Below are 15,450 nucleotides of genomic sequence, written 5' to 3' on the forward strand. Positions count from 1 at the left end.
GGATGACCCGAGACACGCCCCAGCGCGACCGGGCCTGCCGGACCCGGCAGGAGGCGGCGGTGGCGTGGTGCGGCGCGCATGTGATCGAGCTGGCCGGGGTCGGCGTGCCGCTGATCGGCGGGGTGGTGTTCACCCCCTGGCTGGACCTGCTCTCCGCCGTCGTGGCGGCGCTGTGGGCGCGGCACGAACTGCTGGTGCACCGCCGTACCGCCGCCGCCCGCAAGGCCCGTGCCACGGTGCTGGGCACCATCCCGGCCGCCCGCCTCACCGACGGCGCACCCGAGCACGACGACACGACCCCGGCCACCGCGGCCGGGACCGAACCCGCCCCCGCCGATGACGCGGCGGCGCGCAACCGACGGGAGGTGACCCGATGAGCTACCGCAGCGAGAAAGCCGAGATCGCCCGGCTGGACAAGGAAAGCGAGGCCCGCCGGGCGCGGGAGGACCGGGAGCAGCGGTTCGAACAGCGACTGGAGCTGGCCCGGCTCCAGCTGGCGAGCACCCGCCAGGACAAGGCCGAGGCCAAGGCGGACAGGAAGGAAACGCAGGAGCGCTGGGGCGCCCGGTTCACGGCCGTGCGGACGTGGGCGGGCGCGCACATCGTGGATCTGCTGATCTACCCGCTGATGGTGTTCTCCGCCGCGATCGCGGTTCCGTCGGCGGCGCACTGGGGCGCGGCGCATCTCGGGGAGACCGGCGCGTTGCTGCCGATCCTGTCCGAGTGGGGCATGGTCGCCTTCTCGATCGCGGTGCACGTCTCCCGGGTCCGCACCCCGGACCGTCCGGTGTGGGCGCTGCAGACCGGGACGTGGGTGTTCGCCGCGATCGGGTTCGTCATCGCCGTCCTCCGCGGCGCCACCACGCCCGAGGGCGGCGGCTGGGACCTCGGGTTCGTGATGGGCCTGGTCTCGATCGCCGGTGTTGCCGCGCACCAGCTGGTGTCCGCGGCGCCCCGGCGGAGCCCTGCCGAGCAAGCAATGCAGAAGTTGGCGCGGCAGGAACTGGCCGAGCAGAAGGCCGAGCTGGCCACCCGCAAGGTCGCCGCCGCCCGCGTCGAGAAGGCCCGCCGCGCGGCGATCGCGCACGCGGTGGCCGAGATCGACACCGACGGCACCGCCCGGCTGGTGTTCGCACCGGGCCGCTACCGGTTGCGGCGCGGGAAGCTGCACCCGGCCGCGGTGGCCGGCCTGCCGGTCGACCCCGCCGCGGATGGCGAGATCGGCGGAACGGTTGCGGATGAGGCCGCCGCCTACCTTGCTGGGTTGCGGTTCCGGCGGCTGGCTGACCCCGGCGGGCAGCAGACGACCCCGTCCGGCGAGGGGGAGGGACCGGGCGGGGTCGCCACCCTCGACCCTACGCAGGCAGGCGGGACGGCGGCCATCGCCGATGAGGGTGACACCGACGGGTCCGGCGAGCCCGGGACGGGACGGGCGGTTCCGGCGCGACGCAAGCCCGCCGGCCGCCGGTCGGCGCGCGCCACGATTCCCGAGCCGAAGCGGCGGACCTTCGAGGAGCTGACTGCCGAGTTCGACGCGGCGGTCGCGAACCCGCCCGCGGGGTTCGACCCGACGAACGCGGAGTCCATCCGCCGGACGCTCAAGTGCGGCAAGGCCCCGGCCACGAAGTTGCGCAACCAGTTCATCGCCGACCGCCCGACGGGCGGGAGCGACTAGACCCACCCGCACTCGCGGGCAGGGTCGGACCCACCCCTGCCCCGGAGACCCGGGTTCGGCGTGGGTTCGGTCCTGCCCGCGTGGTGCACCAGTCCACGCACGAGAGGTCCGCCAGGCATGAACCCCACCGACCACAACGACCACCCCAAGTCCACCACCGAGTCCACGCCCGGACCCGTCTCCGAGTCCGCCGGGTCGGCAGGGGAACTGGCCACCGTCCACCAGCTGCCCGGCCGCTCCGACCAGCACCAGTCCAGCCCCGGCGGCGCGGTCGAGTCCGCCCCCGACGTGATCGAGGGGGAGATCGTCACCGATGAGGAATGGGCGCTGCTGACCGACCAGAAGGCCCGCCGGGACGCCCGCTACGCCGGGTACAAGGCGGACCTGACCGCCGCGGCGCGCAAGACGGTGACCGTCGCCAAGGGCGGCACCGGACTGGCCAAGTCCAAGGGCGGACCCGCGGTGCGGTTCGCCCACCGGCACGTGGCGATCATCGCCAAGGGCGCGGAGGCCGAGCGGCAGCGCCGCAAGGCCGAGAAGGGCCAGACCGACGCCCGCGCCGCCCGGCGGGCCGCCCTGGAGAAGAACGAACTGGACCGGGTCGCGGAGCTGAACTCCCAGATCATCGAACAGCGCCGCCTGAAGGCCGAGGCGGCCAAGCTGCGGTTCGAACTCGGCTGGGAGATCACGAAGAAGACCGCGCTGGTGCTGGTGATCCTGCTCGGCATCAGCATGCTGGCCGGGATCGTCAACGGCTTCGGGGGCTGGTTCGGGAACTGGAACCTCACCGACGTGCTGCGCACCATCGGCACCATCTTCACCACCGGCGCCGCGGTCATGACCTGGAGCGTGCTGCACATCTGGCTGTTCGGCCTGGCCACCGCGGGGGTGTGGGCGTTTCGCCGCTGGAAGGACGGCAAAGCCCTCGGGGAGCACGTGCTGCCGGAGAACCTGCGCACCAGCACCTCCGCCCGGGTCGCCTACCTGGAGCTGACGGAGAACGCGCTGATCACGGCCCTGGCCAACCTGGGCAACGCCAAGCTCAACGGCCACATCAAGGCCGGCTGGCCCAACCGGGACACCGACCACCCGTGGGTGCGCCCGCCGATGCTGGCCGAGGGCGGGCGGGGCTACTCGGCCAAACTGCGCCTGCCGATGGGCGCATCGGTGGCCGACATCCGCCGGGCGAACGAGCTGCTGGCCCACAACCTCGGGTGCCTGCCTCAGGAGCTGTTCATCGACGCTGACCCGGACGACCCGACGGTGATGGACCTGTTCCGGCTGGAACCGGGGGTCCTGCGTGAGCCGGTGGAGGCGTATCCGCTGCTCACCGACGGTTCGACGGACTTCTTCGCCGGGTTCCCGGTCGGGATGTCCCCGCGCGGGTCGGTGGTGGAGACCACGGTGAACGAACGGAACTTCGTGTTCTCCGGAACCATGGGATCGGGCAAGACCACGATGATCCTCGCCCTGCTCGCGGGCGCGGCGCTGGACCCGCTGGTGGACATCGACGTGTTCGTCTTCGCCGACAACAACGACTTCACCCCGCTGGAGCCGGTGCTGTCCACCTACGTCAAGGGCGACACCCCCGAGAACGTCGACGCGTGCCTGAGCCACATCAAGAATCTGCACGCTGACCTGGCCAAACGCGGTGAGCTGCTGGTCAAGCACGGTGTGAAGGAGGTCAACCGGGAGGTCGCGGCGAAGGAACCGGGGTTGCGCCCGCGGATCGTGGTCATCGACGAGTGCCAGAGCTTCTTCCGCCAGGGCGAGCCCAAGGAGCGAGCCGAGCTGATCGACTGGGTGGTCCGGTTCTACTCCGCGGCCCGCAAGTACGGGGTGGTGCTGGTGTTCGCCACCCCGGTCCCGTCGGACAAGTCGCTGCCGCGGGATCTGGTGTCGGTGACCAGCAACAAAGCCTGCGGCGCGATCGGCGACAAGACCCGCAACAACGTCGTGCTCGGGGACAAGGCCCACGAGAACGGCATCTCCGCCCTCGGGTTGAAGCCCAAGACGAAGGACGCCCTCAACGACGCGGGCACGCTGGTCACCGTGGGGTTCATGGACAGCCCCGGGGTGGTGCGGTCGTTCTATCTCAACGGTGACCAGCTCGCGGCGATCGCCGCGCGTGGGGCCGAAATGCGCGGTGGAGCCACCACGCCGGCCACCCCGGCCGGGCCGGTCGAACGCGACATCATCGCCGACCTGACCACGGTCATGACCGGTGAGGACGCGGTCAACGCCGGGGACCTGGTCGGGGCGCTGCGCAACCTCGCCCCGGGTTACAAGCCGTACAAGGCGCTCACCAAGACGAAGCTGGTGGCGCTGCTGCGGGAGGAGTACGGCCTGAAGATCCCGTCGACGGACAACCTGTACCCCGTCGACCCAGTCACTGTGCGTCAGCTCCACGTGGGCCGCACCGCCCTGCTGGAGCAGGGCGACGACCAGGCCTGAATTACGGCCGCCGCCGGGTCGCCGGACCCCGGATTCGCGGGGTCCGGCGACCCGGACACGGTCACCGGCTGGCCCGTAATTTCCGTCATTTCCGCTGATCAGCCCGGATTACGGCCCCGGATCGGCCCGAATTACCGATGTAATCCGCCCTCGGGAGCGTAATCCGCTCCGTAATCCCGGTTTCGCGGCTCTCCGCGGCCCCGTCACGCTCACCCGTCATCACACATAGTCACCGTTTTGGAGGTTGTCATGGGCTTGTTCAGCTCGACCACCACCCGCGAGCAGAAGGCCGAACGCGCACGCCAGGAGGCCGCGGCACTGGTCGCGGTCGCCGCGCACGAGGTCGGTCACGCGATCGGCTGCGCCGCCGCCGGGATCACCGTGCAGCACGTGCGGCTGAGCAACGACCGCGGGCAGGTCTCCCACGCCGACATCGACATGACCAACCAGGCGCAGGTGGACGGCGCCCTGGTGATGACTCTCGCCGGGTGGGCGGCCGGGGCGGAGTGGGTGCACCGCCACCACGGCTTCTCGCGTTCCGCCGCGTTGTCGTGGGCGCGGGGCGGCTCCCGCTCGGACTGGGCCGAGTTCCGCCGCATGAAACGCCACGGCTCCCGCGGGGCGGGGTGGTACGAGCGCCAGGCCCAGAAGCTGGTGCGCGCCAACTGGTCCCGGATCGAGCGCTACACCCGCGAGCTGGTGCGCACCGGGCGCCTGCCGGGCACCCACTTCAACTGACCCCGCCCGCTCGCCCGGAGTTCGTCCGGCGAGTTCGGGCCTGCCTCCCCTTTGAACGGCCGCCGGACCGGTGGCCGGCGTTTGTCATGCCCTGCCGGTCCGGCGCCACCCAACCCGTACCGACCACAAAGGAGCTTCGCCATGTTCCTGCCTCCGCCCGAGTTGTCGGGCACCGACGCCTACGCCTGCCTCGGGGTGCGCGCCCCGGCCGTGCTCACCGCCCCCGACGGGGCGGTGCTCGCTGTCGGGGTCACCCGCCCGGCCGCCGCACTCGACATGATCCGGGCCGCCGTGCCCGGCGGGCTGGTCCCCGACCGCGCCGACGCCGCGGTGTTCCGGCTGCGCTGGTTCGCCTACACCCACCCCGGACGGGACGGCGCACCCGCACGCCTAGCCGCCCCGGGCGAGGACGGTGCGTTCCCGGTCGTGATCTGGCGCGCGGCCGACCAGGCCGCCGCCCGCTACCGGCTTCCTCGCACCCGCGGTGCCGGTCTCCGGCAGGTCGGCATTTCCCGCTCCCTCACCGTGATGGAGGCCGCGGCATGAGCGCCAACGACTCCGGCGCCTGGCACCGCGAGCTACAGCGCCAGCAGGAAGAAATCCAGCGCAAGCAGCGCGAAGCGCGCAGAAAAGCGGGACCAAGTGACGACCATCCGCACCGCCGCGCCGACCGGCGCGTAGGCCCAGGGTGACCGGGCCGTGGCAGGCAAAGAGAAGTACCACGCTGCCGAGGTCACCGCGTGGCTGGCCGAGCACGCCAACGCCGACACGGCAACAGGGCGCCGCGCCGGACGGGCGGTGGCCGGGGCGTGGAACCGCGGCGAGTTCTACGCCTCGGCCACCGTGCCCACGCTGGTGACGCTGCTGCGCGCGGCCGGGGAACCGGTGACCGATGCCGACCGGCTGGCCGAGGCGCTGGCGCGGGCGTTCGGGGTGCATCTGCACGACGTCGCGGCCTGGGACCCCCGGCCCGACTGGCGAAAGGAGATCGGCGCATGACGAGTGCTGCCCACCGTGCCGCACTGGAACAGGTGGCGTTAGAGATGGCTGGCAGAGGATGGACGGTGTTCCCGATCCAGCCCGGGCGCAAGTTCCCGCCCGCCTGGCACCGCAAGGCCACCTGCCCCGGCCGCGGGCCATGCTCGGCCGGGCACGTCTTCCCGGAGCACCTGGCCACCACCGACCCCGAGGTGATCTCCCGGGTCTGGGCGAGGGCGCCGTACAACGTCGCCGTCTACGCGGGCAAGTCCGGGCTGCACGTCATCGACTGCGACGTGCCCAAGCCCGGCGAGCCCGACGGCCCCGACGGGTGGGCCGAGCTGGTCGAGCTGGCCGGCCGCCGCGGTGGCCCACTGCCCGACACCTGGACGACCACCACCCCCAGCGGCGGGCGCCAGCTGTGGTTCACCGTCCCGCCCGGGTGTCGGCTGGCGGGCACGGTCAAGCACATCGCGGCGCACGTCGACACCCGCGGCTGGGGCGGCTACGCCATGGCCCCCGGGTCGGTGCGCGCGGACGGGGCGTACGAGCTGTTCGACGACACCGACCCGGTGCCGCTGCCGGGGTGGCTGGTGCAGGCCAACGTCGAACGCGGCTTCACGGCCGTCTCCGGGCGGGCTGAGACGGCCGTGGCGATGCCGGACGCGTTCGCGGCGAAGGCGGTGCGGGAGGAGTGCGACCGGATCGTGCGGACCCCGTACAAGCAGGGCCGCAACAAGGTCCTCTCGACCGCCGCCTACGCCCTCGGCCAGCTGGTCGGGGCCGGAGTGCTGGACGAGGCCTACGCCCGCGCCCAGCTGCGCGCCGCGGTCGCGACCTGGAACAGCCCCGAGTCCGCCATCAAGGACGACGGCGTGATCGAGACCAGTCTGCGGGCTGGGATGGGCAACCCGCGCCGGATCAAGCCGCGACACGGCACCCGCCGCGCCGCCTGAACACCAAGGAGGACACCCGATGGCAGCCATCGTCCACCGTTGTGCCTGCGGGCACCTGGACAGCTTCCACACCAAGACCGCCAAGGGCGACACCGAGCCCTGCCGCATGGCCGGCTGCGGCTGCGCCGACGTCGACCCGGGCGCGCCGGAGGTCATCCCGACCTGGCGCGCAGCCAACCCGACCGCGCAGGCGATGCCCGACCCGGTCCTGATCCAGCCCGGCACGGTTGACGGCCCCGGCATGGGACGGCTGTGCGACTGCGAGGACTGCTGGGCGCTGTTCAACACCGACAACGCCGCGCAGCCCGCCTGATCCGGCGCCGCGCGGCCCCACCGCGGACGGGACGAGGTGACCGCCGTGAACTGCATCATCTGCGATGACGACGACTAGGACAACTGCGCCAACAAGACGAAGAAGAAGTGACCACATAGGACACAGGAAAGGGCCGGGCACCACGAGCGCCCGGCCCTTTCTCGTGCCCGCATCCCGAAAGCGAGCTTCCGTCATGACCACCACCCAGCCGATCGCCCCACATTCCACGTTCGCCGTCCTGGCGGAGGTCGCCGGACGGCGTGTCCGGCAGGACGACACGTTCGGCGAGCAGAACCACCCCGACGGCACCGGCCCCGAGGTGACACTGACCGGGTTGAGCCGCCTCGCCGCCGACGCCGCGCACACCGCGCGGTTCACCACCGAGATGGCCCGGGCCGAGGACCGCCTGACGTGGCTGCACATCCTGCGTGAAGAGGTCTACGAAGCACTCGCCGAAGCCGTACCGACCGACCTGCGAGACGAACTGCTCGACGTCGCCGCCACCGCGTGGTCTGGATCGAGGCCATCGACCGCCGCACCGCCACTGCCGACGTGGGGTGAACCGGTGGACGTCTGGCCCGACGATGAGTTCGGCGGGCTGGACTTCCTCACCGGCACGCACGAGGTCATCCACCTGGAACAGGCCGGGGTTCCGCTGTTCGTCTCCGACACCCGGCTGCGCCACCGCAAGACGCTGCCGCGGGCGATCGCCCCGGTGGCCTACGACTCCGGCGGGTTCACCCAGCTGCAAAAGCACGGCGACTGGGACAGCGTCCCGGCGCGGGCGTACGTGGCGCGGGTGCGGCGCTACCGCGACGAGATCGGGCACATGCTGTGGGCGTCCCCGCAGGACTGGATGTGCGAGGACGCGATCATCCGCGGCGGCTGGCACGGCGGGAAGTGGTTCCACGGCACCAAGCTCTCCGTGGCGCGCCACCAGTTCCTCACCGTGGTCAACGCGATCGAGCTACGCAGCCTCGCACCCGAGTTGCCGTGGCGGCTGGTGTTGCAGGGCCGCACTCCGGACGACTACTGCCGCCACGCCGACCTCTACGCCCGCTTCGGCATCGACGTCACCGCCGAGCCGCTGGTGTGCGTCGGGAGCGTCTGCCGCCTGCAAAGCACCGCCCTCGCCGGCCAGATCCTGCGCGCTGTCCGCCGCTACGGCGTACCCCGCATCCACGGGTTCGGGTTCAAAACCCTCGGCCTGATCAAGCACCACGCCTACATCGACTCCGCCGACTCGCTGGCCTGGTCCGACGACGCTCGCCGGCTCGGCCACCCCACCCGCGACTGCCCCCGCCCACACGTGAAGAACTGCGCCAACCACCTGCACTACCTGCTCTCCTGGCGCGCCGCGATGGCGGAAAAGCTCCGCCACCGCCTGCCGGAGCAGACCGCGCTGTGGGACGAGGACGGCGGCCCGGCCGCCGCCTGACCGAAAGGAGCACCAACGATGATCACCACCTACCACGAGTTCGCCGGGTTCGGCGGGGACACCACCGGCGTGCTGGCCGTGCCCGGCACCGAAGGGGTCCTGGCCGCCAACCACAACCCCGACGCCATCGCCACCCACGCCCTCAACCACCCCGGGATGGACCACTACGAAGGTGACATCGCCAAGGCCGACATCGGCAAGTTCCCCCGGGTCGACTTCTTCTGGGCCAGCCCGTCGTGTCCGCCGTGGACCGACGCCCGGGGCCAGAAGCGGGACTTCGACCAGAGCACGCAGGGGGTGCTGTTCGACCCGGTGACCGGGCCGCGGGCGCTCAACCCGGAGACCGCGCGGGCACGCGCGCTGATGGAGGAGGTCCCGCGCTACCTGCAAGCGATGAACCGGCGCGGCAAACCCGTGCTCGGGGGCGTGGCGGAGAACGTGGTCCAGGTCGTGAAGTGGGCCGAGTTCCGCCGCTGGCGCCGCGAGATCGAAACCGAGGGCTACCGCACCAAGCTGATCGCGCTCAACGCCATGCACGTCACCGGCCCCACCCTCGGCAAGATCGCGCAGTCGCGCAACCGGTTCTTCCTCGGCTACTGGCTGGCCGCCTTGGGCCGGGACCCGGACTGGGACAAGTGGCTGCGCCCCCAGGCCTACTGCCCGTCCTGCGAGGAGATCGTGTCGGCGGTGCAGGTGTTCAAGGACCCGCGCAACACGATGGGCGTCTACGGCATCCGCCACGGCCAGTACGTCTACCGGTGCCCGCACCGCGCCTGCCGACACCGGATCGTCGAACCCGCGGTGCTCCCGGCCAGCACGATCATCGACTGGTCGCTGGACCCGGGGCAGCGGATCGGGGAACGGGTCGACGACCGCGGCCAGCCGGACCCGCTCACCGAGAACACCATGGACCGGATCGAAGCCGGGCTGGCCCGCCACGTCGGCGCGCTGCTCACGCCCGCGGGCGGGACGTGGCGTCAGCACGCCAGCAGCCTCGGTGAGCCGCTGCCGACGCGCACCACGCGGGAGACCGACGGGCTGGTGTGCCCGCCGCTGCTGGTCTCGTGTGCGGCGCGGGCCGGGGTCGACACCGCCACCACGGTGGAGATGCCGATGCGGACGCAGACCTGCCGTCGGGAGACCGCGGTGGTGGTGCCGCCGTTCATCTCGATCCAGCGCAACGGCGGCTCCGCCACCGCTGCGTACCCGGTGGACGGGCCGATCCCGACCGTGTCGGCCGGGGGCAACCACCACGGCCTGGTCGGCCCGCCGAACGAGCCCGGGGAGGTGGCGTTGCTGTTGGCCTACTACGGCAACGGCGGCACCCACCGCACCGACGACCCGATCGGCACTTTGACCACCCGGGACCGGTACGCGCTCATCGGCGGTACCCCGCCGGTCGAGTCGTGCACGTTCCGGATGCTCGAACCGCACGAGATCGCCGCCGGGATGGGATTCCCGCCCGGCTACAAGGTCCCGCCCAAGGTCGCGAAGTCCAAGCGCAAGCAGGTCCGTGGCTGGGGCAACGCCGTCCCGCCCGGGATGGCCGAGGTCATCGGCTCGGCCCTGGTCGAGACGTTGACCGGCGAACCGCTGGAACCTGCCGCGTAGGCGCGGCATGCACTACCCGCACGACGGAGGGAACGCCATGGCCAGTACGAATTCGCAGCGTCTGTGGTCGGTCGGGCCTGGTGGCCGGCCACGGCTGCGAACCGGGGCCGCGCCGGAAACCATCCGGGTCCTGACCGCCGCGGTGGACGGCCGCATCATCCCCGACACCTACGTCGCCGACGGCGCACCCGTCGTTGTCGAACAGGTCTCCGGCGCCGCCGACCCCACCGCCGGAGACGACGACGTCGCGCTGCCGGTCGCGGCGTCGGTGCTCAAACCCGCGCTGCTGGCCAACCTGCTGGCCACCCACACCGACGTGATCCAGAGCAAGGTCAACGAGAAAGGCGACACCTACGACATGGAAGTCTCACCGCCCACCAACGTTCTCGGAGCCGTCCTCGCGGGACGGTCCTGGCCCGGCCTGCCGGTGCTGCGCCGGATCATCTCCACCCCGGTGCTGCGCCCGGACGGGACGCTGCTGCAAACCCCCGGCTACGACCCGGCCACCGGCTTCTACCTGACCGCCAACGGTCACCTCGACCCGATCCCGGACCGGCCGACCGCCCAGCAGGTCGCCAACGCGCGGGAGTTCCTGCTGGAACGGTTCCTGCACGACTTCCCGTGGCGCTCGCCGGCCGACCGCGCGAACTACCTGGCGTTGCTGGTGACACCGCTGATCCGGCCGTTCACCAACGCGCTGTCCCCGTTCGGGATGATCGAGGCGTCCATGCCCGGCTCCGGCAAGACAATCCTCGCCGGGTGTGTCGGGTTGCTGGTCGGGCAGCGGGTGCTCACCTGGACCGACTCGGACGAGGAACTCCGCAAGTCGATCACCACGGTGCTCTCGGATTCGGTGGGAGTGGTGGTGTTCGACAACCTCACCGAAGGCGAAACGGTCAACTCCGCGGTGCTGGCGCGGCTGGTGACCGAACGGACCTGGTCGGATCGTCGGCTGGGCACGAACGTGTCGAGCAACTTCGCCAACGACCGGTTGTGGCTGGCCACCGGCAACAACCTGCGCACCGGCGGTGATATGGCCTCGCGCACGGTGTGGGTGCGGCTCGACCCGAACTGCCCGCGCCCGGAAGCCCGGACCGGGTTCACGATCCCGAATCTCGACTCCTGGATTCTCGACCCGGTCAACCGGGCCACAGTGCTCCGTCACGTCCTGACCCTGGTGCTGGACTGGACGGCCAACGGTGCGCCCATCGCCAGCAACGTCCCGCAGATGCGGCAGTTCACCCGCTGGGCCCAGTACCTGGGCGGGTTTCTCGCCCACCACGGCGTGGGCGATTTCCTCGGCAACGCCGATACCGGCCGCGGGCTGGATGAGGACCACGCGGAGTGGTACGCGTTCCTGGCCACATGGCACGACCTCTACGGCGGTGAGCCGGTGACCGCGCAGCAGTTGCGCGTCGACGCTGAACCGGAGTACGGCGCACCTGACCGGTGGAAGGGGACGTTCCCGACCACCGCCGCTGGTAAGCCCCTGACCCCGAAGTCGCTGGGAAAGAGGCTGGCAGGGCAGAAGGACCGCTGGCGTGGCGATCTGGTGTTACGCAGCGAAGTCGACTCGCACACCAAGATGAAGCTCTACACAGTCGAGCGGGACCCCGGTTCGGGCTGACCCCGGAAACAAACACCGCAAACACCGCAAACACCGCAACCGGCTTCGAAAAGTAGCTCTGATCAGGGAAAACACCATCGCAGAAGTTGCGGTGTTTGACCTCGGACCGGGAGTCGTCAAACACCGCAAACACCGCAAGTTGCGGTGTTTGCGGTGTTTAGACCTCGGGTCGTCAACCCTAAACACCGCAGACAGATCCGCAGGTCAGAGGCACTTTTGCGGTGTTTGCGGTATTGCGGTGTTTGGTTCCGGCCTCCCCACCTTGACCGACCCCCATCTCTGCCAGCCTGCCCAACCCGGCAACCACTCAACGTAACCGAATCCCGTCGCCCGGCCTGTGCCCGGCGGCACTTCCCCATGCCCGCTCGACGGGCGTCCTGGAGGTGTTGGTCATGGCGCAGCAGCGCACTTTGCCGGGCTCACGGCAGCTTCTCAAGATCAGCGATGTATGTGAGGAACTGGCTGTGGCGGAGTCCACTTTCTACGACTGGCGTGCCAAGAACCGCGGCCCGCGATGCATCAAGTTGCCGAACGGTGGCGTGCGAATTCGCCGCGCCGACTTTGAAACCTGGCTCGAAACCCGAGAGGAGGCCGCGTGATCAGCTCTTCGTACAACGTCCGCGTGTGGGCGATCGAGACCCGCAGCAACGCGGCCGGCAAGCCCACCAGCTACCGCGTGCTGTGGCGGGTCGACAAGAAGGACTGCAAGGAGTCGTTCAAGCTCTACACGCAAGCGGACGGATTCCGTTCTTCGCTGCTGGCCGCGCAACGAGCTGGTGAGGCGTTCGACATCGTGTCCGGGCTCCCGCCGTCGCTCACCCGGCCAGCGGGGGACATGAGCTGGTATGTGCTCACGGTGGCCTACATCGACATGAAGTGGCCGGACGCTGCGGCGACGGCGCGTCAGACGATGGCCGAGGCGCTGATCCGTGTAATGCCGGTGTTCGTGAAGCGGGACAAGAACGGACCAGACGCGAAGGTGGTCCGCTCGGCGCTGCGGCAGTGGGGCTACAACACCGAGTACCGCACCAACCGGGAGATGCCAGAGGACGTCCGGAAGGTGCTGAAGTGGTTGGAGCGCAACACGATGCCCGTGCGGGCCGCCGTCGATCCGGATGTTCTGCGAACGCTCCAGCGCGCGGTCACCAGGCGGTTGGACGGGAAGAAGTTCGCCCCGAGCGTGGCACGGAAGACCCGAGGAGTCTTGTTCAACGCGCTGGACTACGCGGTCGAAAAGAAGCTGATCGACGCGAACCCGCTGACGTCGGTCAAATGGTCGGCGATGCCGAAAGGCAAGAGGAAGGTTGACAAGCGGGCGGTGCCGAACCCGACGCAGGCGCGGGTGCTGCTGTCCGGCGTCGGTGCGCTGCCGCGTAGCGGACCGCGGCTTGAGGCGTTCTTCGGCACGATGTACTACGCCGGCCTGCGTCCGGAAGAGGCGGTTTCGCTGAACAAGCGGAACGTCGTGTCCTTGCCCGATCCTATGTGGAGCGACGACGACGGCGAGTACGTCTACGGCTGGGGCGCGTTCCGCCTCGACAAGGCCGAGCCGCACGCGGGCGGGCGGTGGACCGACAGCGGGAAGCCTCGCGACGACCGGCCGCTGAAGTCCCGAGACGACGACGCTGAGCGCACCGTGTCATTCCCGCCGGACCTGACCCGGCTGCTGCACCGGCACATCCTGCGGTACGGCTACGGGTCTGACGGCCGACTGTTCCAGGCGGAGCAGGGCGGGGAGATTCCGATGATCACCTACACCCGCGCCTGGCGCGCGGTGCGCAAGGTGGTGCTGACCGAGGAGCAGCAGCAAACGCCGCTGGCCGCCCGGCCGTACGACCTGCGGCACGCCGCGGTGAGCACGCAGCTGGTGGCGGGCGTCGACCCGGCGACCGTGGCCGAGTGGGCCGGCCACTCTGTCGGCGTGCTGTTCGACGTCTACGCCGCGTTCCTGGACGGGGGAGAGGAGGCAAACCGAGCGAAGATCGAGAAGATCCTCGGCCACAAGCCGCGAAGCGACCCGGAGGGCTGAGCGACGGCAGCCCGGCGCGCTCCCGTGGGAACGCATTGGGAAGAGACACCCGTGTTTGGCCGTGAATGGCCGGAGTCAGCCGGAGTTCGAGAAGAACCGCTTCGAGCGTGAAAGCGCTGGTGAGGAGCGGTTTTTCCCGCTCCTATAGGGGTGCCCTCGGCAGGATTCGAACCTGCGACACCTGCCTCCGGAGGGCAGTGCTCTATCCCCTGAGCTACGAGGGCCCATCGCTGGGCGACTTCGAAAGCTTAGCGCATGCCCTGGGGACCCTGTCCCGCAGGTGGCCCGACCGGTAATCGGGCTGGTCAGCGCCACGAAGTTGATCGGTTCGGTGGGACGTCGCTAGCGTGGGGGTCCCACTTGAAGGAGCCGAGATGGCCGAGCCGTTCCAGGTGTCCCTCGACGAGGTTGACGTCGCAGATCTGCGGGAGCGGTTGCGGCGTACCCGGTGGCCCGAGGCCGAGACCGTCGACGATTGGTCGCAGGGTGTTCCGCTCGCCTACCTGCGCGAGCTCTGCCGCGACTGGGGTGAGGAGTACAACTTCGGGTTCGCCGGCCGGCTGAATGCCTTTCCGCAGTTCCGGGCCACCGTCGGCGGGGTGGGCCTGCACTTCCTGCACGTCCGGTCGCCGGTGGCGGACGCGCTGCCGCTGGTGCTCACCCACGGGTGGCCCGGGTCCGTGGTGGAGTTCCTGGACGTTCTGGGGCCGCTCACCGATCCCGCGAAGTACGGGGGAGATCCCGCCGATGCCTTCCACGTGGTTGCGCCGTCGCTGCCCGGGTTCGGGTGGAGCGACAAGCCCGCGCTGAAGATCCGGCGGGTCGCCGAGTTGTGGGACGAGCTGATGGTGTCGCTCGGCTACGACCGCTACGGCGCCCAGGGTGGCGACTGGGGGGCCGCTGTCACGAATGCGCTGGCGCGGTCCGGGCGGGTCGCCGGCGTGCACGTCAACTTCGCGCCCGTGCGGATGGACCTCGACGACCCGACGCCCGAGGAGCGCCAGGCCCTCGCCGATCTCGAGGAGTTCCGGCGGACCGGGAGCGGTTACGCCGCTCAGCAGGGCACCCGCCCGCAGACGCTCGGTTACGGCCTCACCGACTCGCCCGCCGGGCAGGCCGCCTGGATCGTCGAGAAGTTCTGGGCCTGGACCGACCACAAGGGTCACCCGGAGGACGCCGTCGACCGGCAGCGCATCCTGGACGCGATCTCCGTCTACTGGTTCACCGCGACGGCGGCCTCATCCGCGCGGATGTACTGGGAGAACCACGACCGTGATCAGTCCATCGTGGACGTTCCGGCCGGGATTTCGGTGTTTCCCAAGGAGATCGTCCGGCCGTCGCGGCGGCAGGCTGAGCAGCGCTACTCGGATCTGCGCTGGTTCGAGGAGCTGCCCGTCGGCGGGCACTTCGCCGCGCTCGAACAGCCCGAGTTGTTCGTCGAGCAGGTCCGCGGCTTCTTCCGGCTCGTGCGCTAGGCGAGCCGGCCGGCGGTCATCCGCTGCACGGCCGAGCCGTCGCGGTCGGCGAACTTGATCGCCCTGCCGAGGGAGCCGAGCTGGCGCGCAACTTCCGGGCCTCGCTCGCGCCGGAGGATCGCGTCCGGCTGCGGGAGCTGCTGAAGCGGATGGTCG

The 15,450-nt window shown here is 70.5% G+C and carries 15 protein-coding genes and 1 tRNA gene; 15 read left to right on the forward strand and 1 reads right to left on the reverse strand.

The annotated features are described in order from the left end of the window. The first annotated feature begins 2 nt into the window (after positions 1-2). From AB0M80_RS05660 to AB0M80_RS05725, 14 genes are all read left to right on the forward strand, one after another. Positions 3-377: a conjugal transfer protein TraH gene (locus AB0M80_RS05660; protein ID WP_364559363.1), complete on the forward strand. Its 375-nt coding sequence runs from the start codon at positions 3-5 to the stop codon at positions 375-377. Beyond that, positions 374-1,675 (forward strand): hypothetical protein, encoded by a 1,302-nt coding sequence (locus AB0M80_RS05665; RefSeq protein WP_364559365.1) that lies wholly within the window; start codon positions 374-376, stop codon positions 1,673-1,675. Before AB0M80_RS05660 ends, AB0M80_RS05665 begins: the two co-directional genes overlap by 4 nt. 117 nt (positions 1,676-1,792) lie before the next feature. Beyond that, complete coding sequence (locus AB0M80_RS05670; RefSeq protein ID WP_364559367.1) at positions 1,793-4,129, forward strand: ATP-binding protein; 2,337 nt, start codon at positions 1,793-1,795, stop codon at positions 4,127-4,129. Positions 4,130-4,378: 249 nt separating this feature from the next. After that, positions 4,379-4,867 carry a hypothetical protein gene (locus tag AB0M80_RS05675; RefSeq protein WP_364559370.1) on the forward strand — a complete coding sequence of 163 codons (489 nt, stop codon included), beginning with the start codon at positions 4,379-4,381 and terminating at the stop codon, positions 4,865-4,867. Positions 4,868-5,008: 141 nt separating this feature from the next. After that, positions 5,009-5,413, forward strand: a complete 405-nt coding sequence (locus tag AB0M80_RS05680; RefSeq protein ID WP_364559372.1) for a hypothetical protein — start codon at positions 5,009-5,011, stop codon at positions 5,411-5,413. Continuing rightward, the gene (locus AB0M80_RS05685; RefSeq protein ID WP_364559374.1) at positions 5,410-5,559 is read left to right on the forward strand and encodes a hypothetical protein; all 150 of its coding nucleotides are present in this window, start codon (positions 5,410-5,412) and stop codon (positions 5,557-5,559) included. Before AB0M80_RS05680 ends, AB0M80_RS05685 begins: the two co-directional genes overlap by 4 nt. Positions 5,560-5,566: 7 nt before the next feature. Beyond that, positions 5,567-5,866 (forward strand): hypothetical protein, encoded by a 300-nt coding sequence (locus AB0M80_RS05690; protein ID WP_364559377.1) that lies wholly within the window; start codon positions 5,567-5,569, stop codon positions 5,864-5,866. 44 nt (positions 5,867-5,910) lie between these two features. Next, a complete protein-coding gene (locus tag AB0M80_RS05695; protein WP_364559378.1) occupies positions 5,911-6,801 on the forward strand; it encodes a bifunctional DNA primase/polymerase in 891 nt (296 codons plus the stop codon). A 19-nt stretch (positions 6,802-6,820) separates the two neighbouring features. Further along, entirely contained in the window at positions 6,821-7,114 is a 294-nt protein-coding gene (locus tag AB0M80_RS05700; RefSeq protein WP_364559381.1) for a hypothetical protein, read from the forward strand. Between the two features lie 193 nt (positions 7,115-7,307). After that, the gene (locus AB0M80_RS05705; protein WP_364559384.1) at positions 7,308-8,552 is read left to right on the forward strand and encodes a hypothetical protein; all 1,245 of its coding nucleotides are present in this window, start codon (positions 7,308-7,310) and stop codon (positions 8,550-8,552) included. A gap of 18 nt (positions 8,553-8,570) precedes the next feature. Beyond that, a complete protein-coding gene (locus AB0M80_RS05710; protein WP_364559387.1) occupies positions 8,571-10,163 on the forward strand; it encodes a DNA cytosine methyltransferase in 1,593 nt (530 codons plus the stop codon). 37 nt (positions 10,164-10,200) lie between these two features. Further along, positions 10,201-11,790, forward strand: a complete 1,590-nt coding sequence (locus AB0M80_RS05715) for a hypothetical protein (RefSeq protein ID WP_364559389.1) — start codon at positions 10,201-10,203, stop codon at positions 11,788-11,790. Positions 11,791-12,182: 392 nt separating this feature from the next. Next, the gene (locus AB0M80_RS05720; protein WP_364559392.1) at positions 12,183-12,389 is read left to right on the forward strand and encodes a helix-turn-helix domain-containing protein; all 207 of its coding nucleotides are present in this window, start codon (positions 12,183-12,185) and stop codon (positions 12,387-12,389) included. Continuing rightward, positions 12,386-13,819, forward strand: a complete 1,434-nt coding sequence (locus tag AB0M80_RS05725; protein WP_364559394.1) for a hypothetical protein — start codon at positions 12,386-12,388, stop codon at positions 13,817-13,819. The genes AB0M80_RS05720 and AB0M80_RS05725 overlap by 4 nt, the downstream gene beginning before the upstream one ends. 151 nt (positions 13,820-13,970) lie before the next feature. Here the strand turns inward: AB0M80_RS05725 and AB0M80_RS05730 are convergent. Further along, a tRNA-Arg gene (locus AB0M80_RS05730) sits at positions 13,971-14,043 on the reverse strand. Positions 14,044-14,193: 150 nt separating this feature from the next. Here AB0M80_RS05730 and AB0M80_RS05735 point away from each other — a divergent pair. Then, a complete protein-coding gene (locus tag AB0M80_RS05735; RefSeq protein WP_364559397.1) occupies positions 14,194-15,294 on the forward strand; it encodes an epoxide hydrolase family protein in 1,101 nt (366 codons plus the stop codon). Positions 15,295-15,450: the final 156 nt, after the last annotated feature.

The organism is Amycolatopsis sp. NPDC051045 (assembly GCF_040682955.1).
In the GTDB taxonomy this organism is placed as follows: domain Bacteria; phylum Actinomycetota; class Actinomycetes; order Mycobacteriales; family Pseudonocardiaceae; genus Amycolatopsis.

Bases quoted from the DNA above. Each gene is read 5' to 3' on its own strand.
- AB0M80_RS05700 (WP_364559381.1), top strand. From the start codon at position 6,821: ATGGCAGCCATCGTCCACCGTTGTGCCTGCGGGCACCTGGACAGCTTC.
- AB0M80_RS05665 (WP_364559365.1), top strand. From the start codon at position 374: ATGAGCTACCGCAGCGAGAAAGCCGAGATCGCCCGGCTGGACAAGGAA.
- AB0M80_RS05720 (WP_364559392.1), top strand. From the start codon at position 12,183: ATGGCGCAGCAGCGCACTTTGCCGGGCTCACGGCAGCTTCTCAAGATC.
- AB0M80_RS05710 (WP_364559387.1), top strand. From the start codon at position 8,571: ATGATCACCACCTACCACGAGTTCGCCGGGTTCGGCGGGGACACCACC.
- AB0M80_RS05705 (WP_364559384.1), top strand. From the start codon at position 7,308: ATGACCACCACCCAGCCGATCGCCCCACATTCCACGTTCGCCGTCCTG.
- AB0M80_RS05680 (WP_364559372.1), top strand. From the start codon at position 5,009: ATGTTCCTGCCTCCGCCCGAGTTGTCGGGCACCGACGCCTACGCCTGC.
- AB0M80_RS05695 (WP_364559378.1), top strand. From the start codon at position 5,911: ATGGCTGGCAGAGGATGGACGGTGTTCCCGATCCAGCCCGGGCGCAAG.
- AB0M80_RS05660 (WP_364559363.1), top strand. From the start codon at position 3: ATGACCCGAGACACGCCCCAGCGCGACCGGGCCTGCCGGACCCGGCAG.
- AB0M80_RS05670 (WP_364559367.1), top strand. From the start codon at position 1,793: ATGAACCCCACCGACCACAACGACCACCCCAAGTCCACCACCGAGTCC.
- AB0M80_RS05675 (WP_364559370.1), top strand. From the start codon at position 4,379: ATGGGCTTGTTCAGCTCGACCACCACCCGCGAGCAGAAGGCCGAACGC.
- AB0M80_RS05685 (WP_364559374.1), top strand. From the start codon at position 5,410: ATGAGCGCCAACGACTCCGGCGCCTGGCACCGCGAGCTACAGCGCCAG.
- AB0M80_RS05735 (WP_364559397.1), top strand. From the start codon at position 14,194: ATGGCCGAGCCGTTCCAGGTGTCCCTCGACGAGGTTGACGTCGCAGAT.
- AB0M80_RS05715 (WP_364559389.1), top strand. From the start codon at position 10,201: ATGGCCAGTACGAATTCGCAGCGTCTGTGGTCGGTCGGGCCTGGTGGC.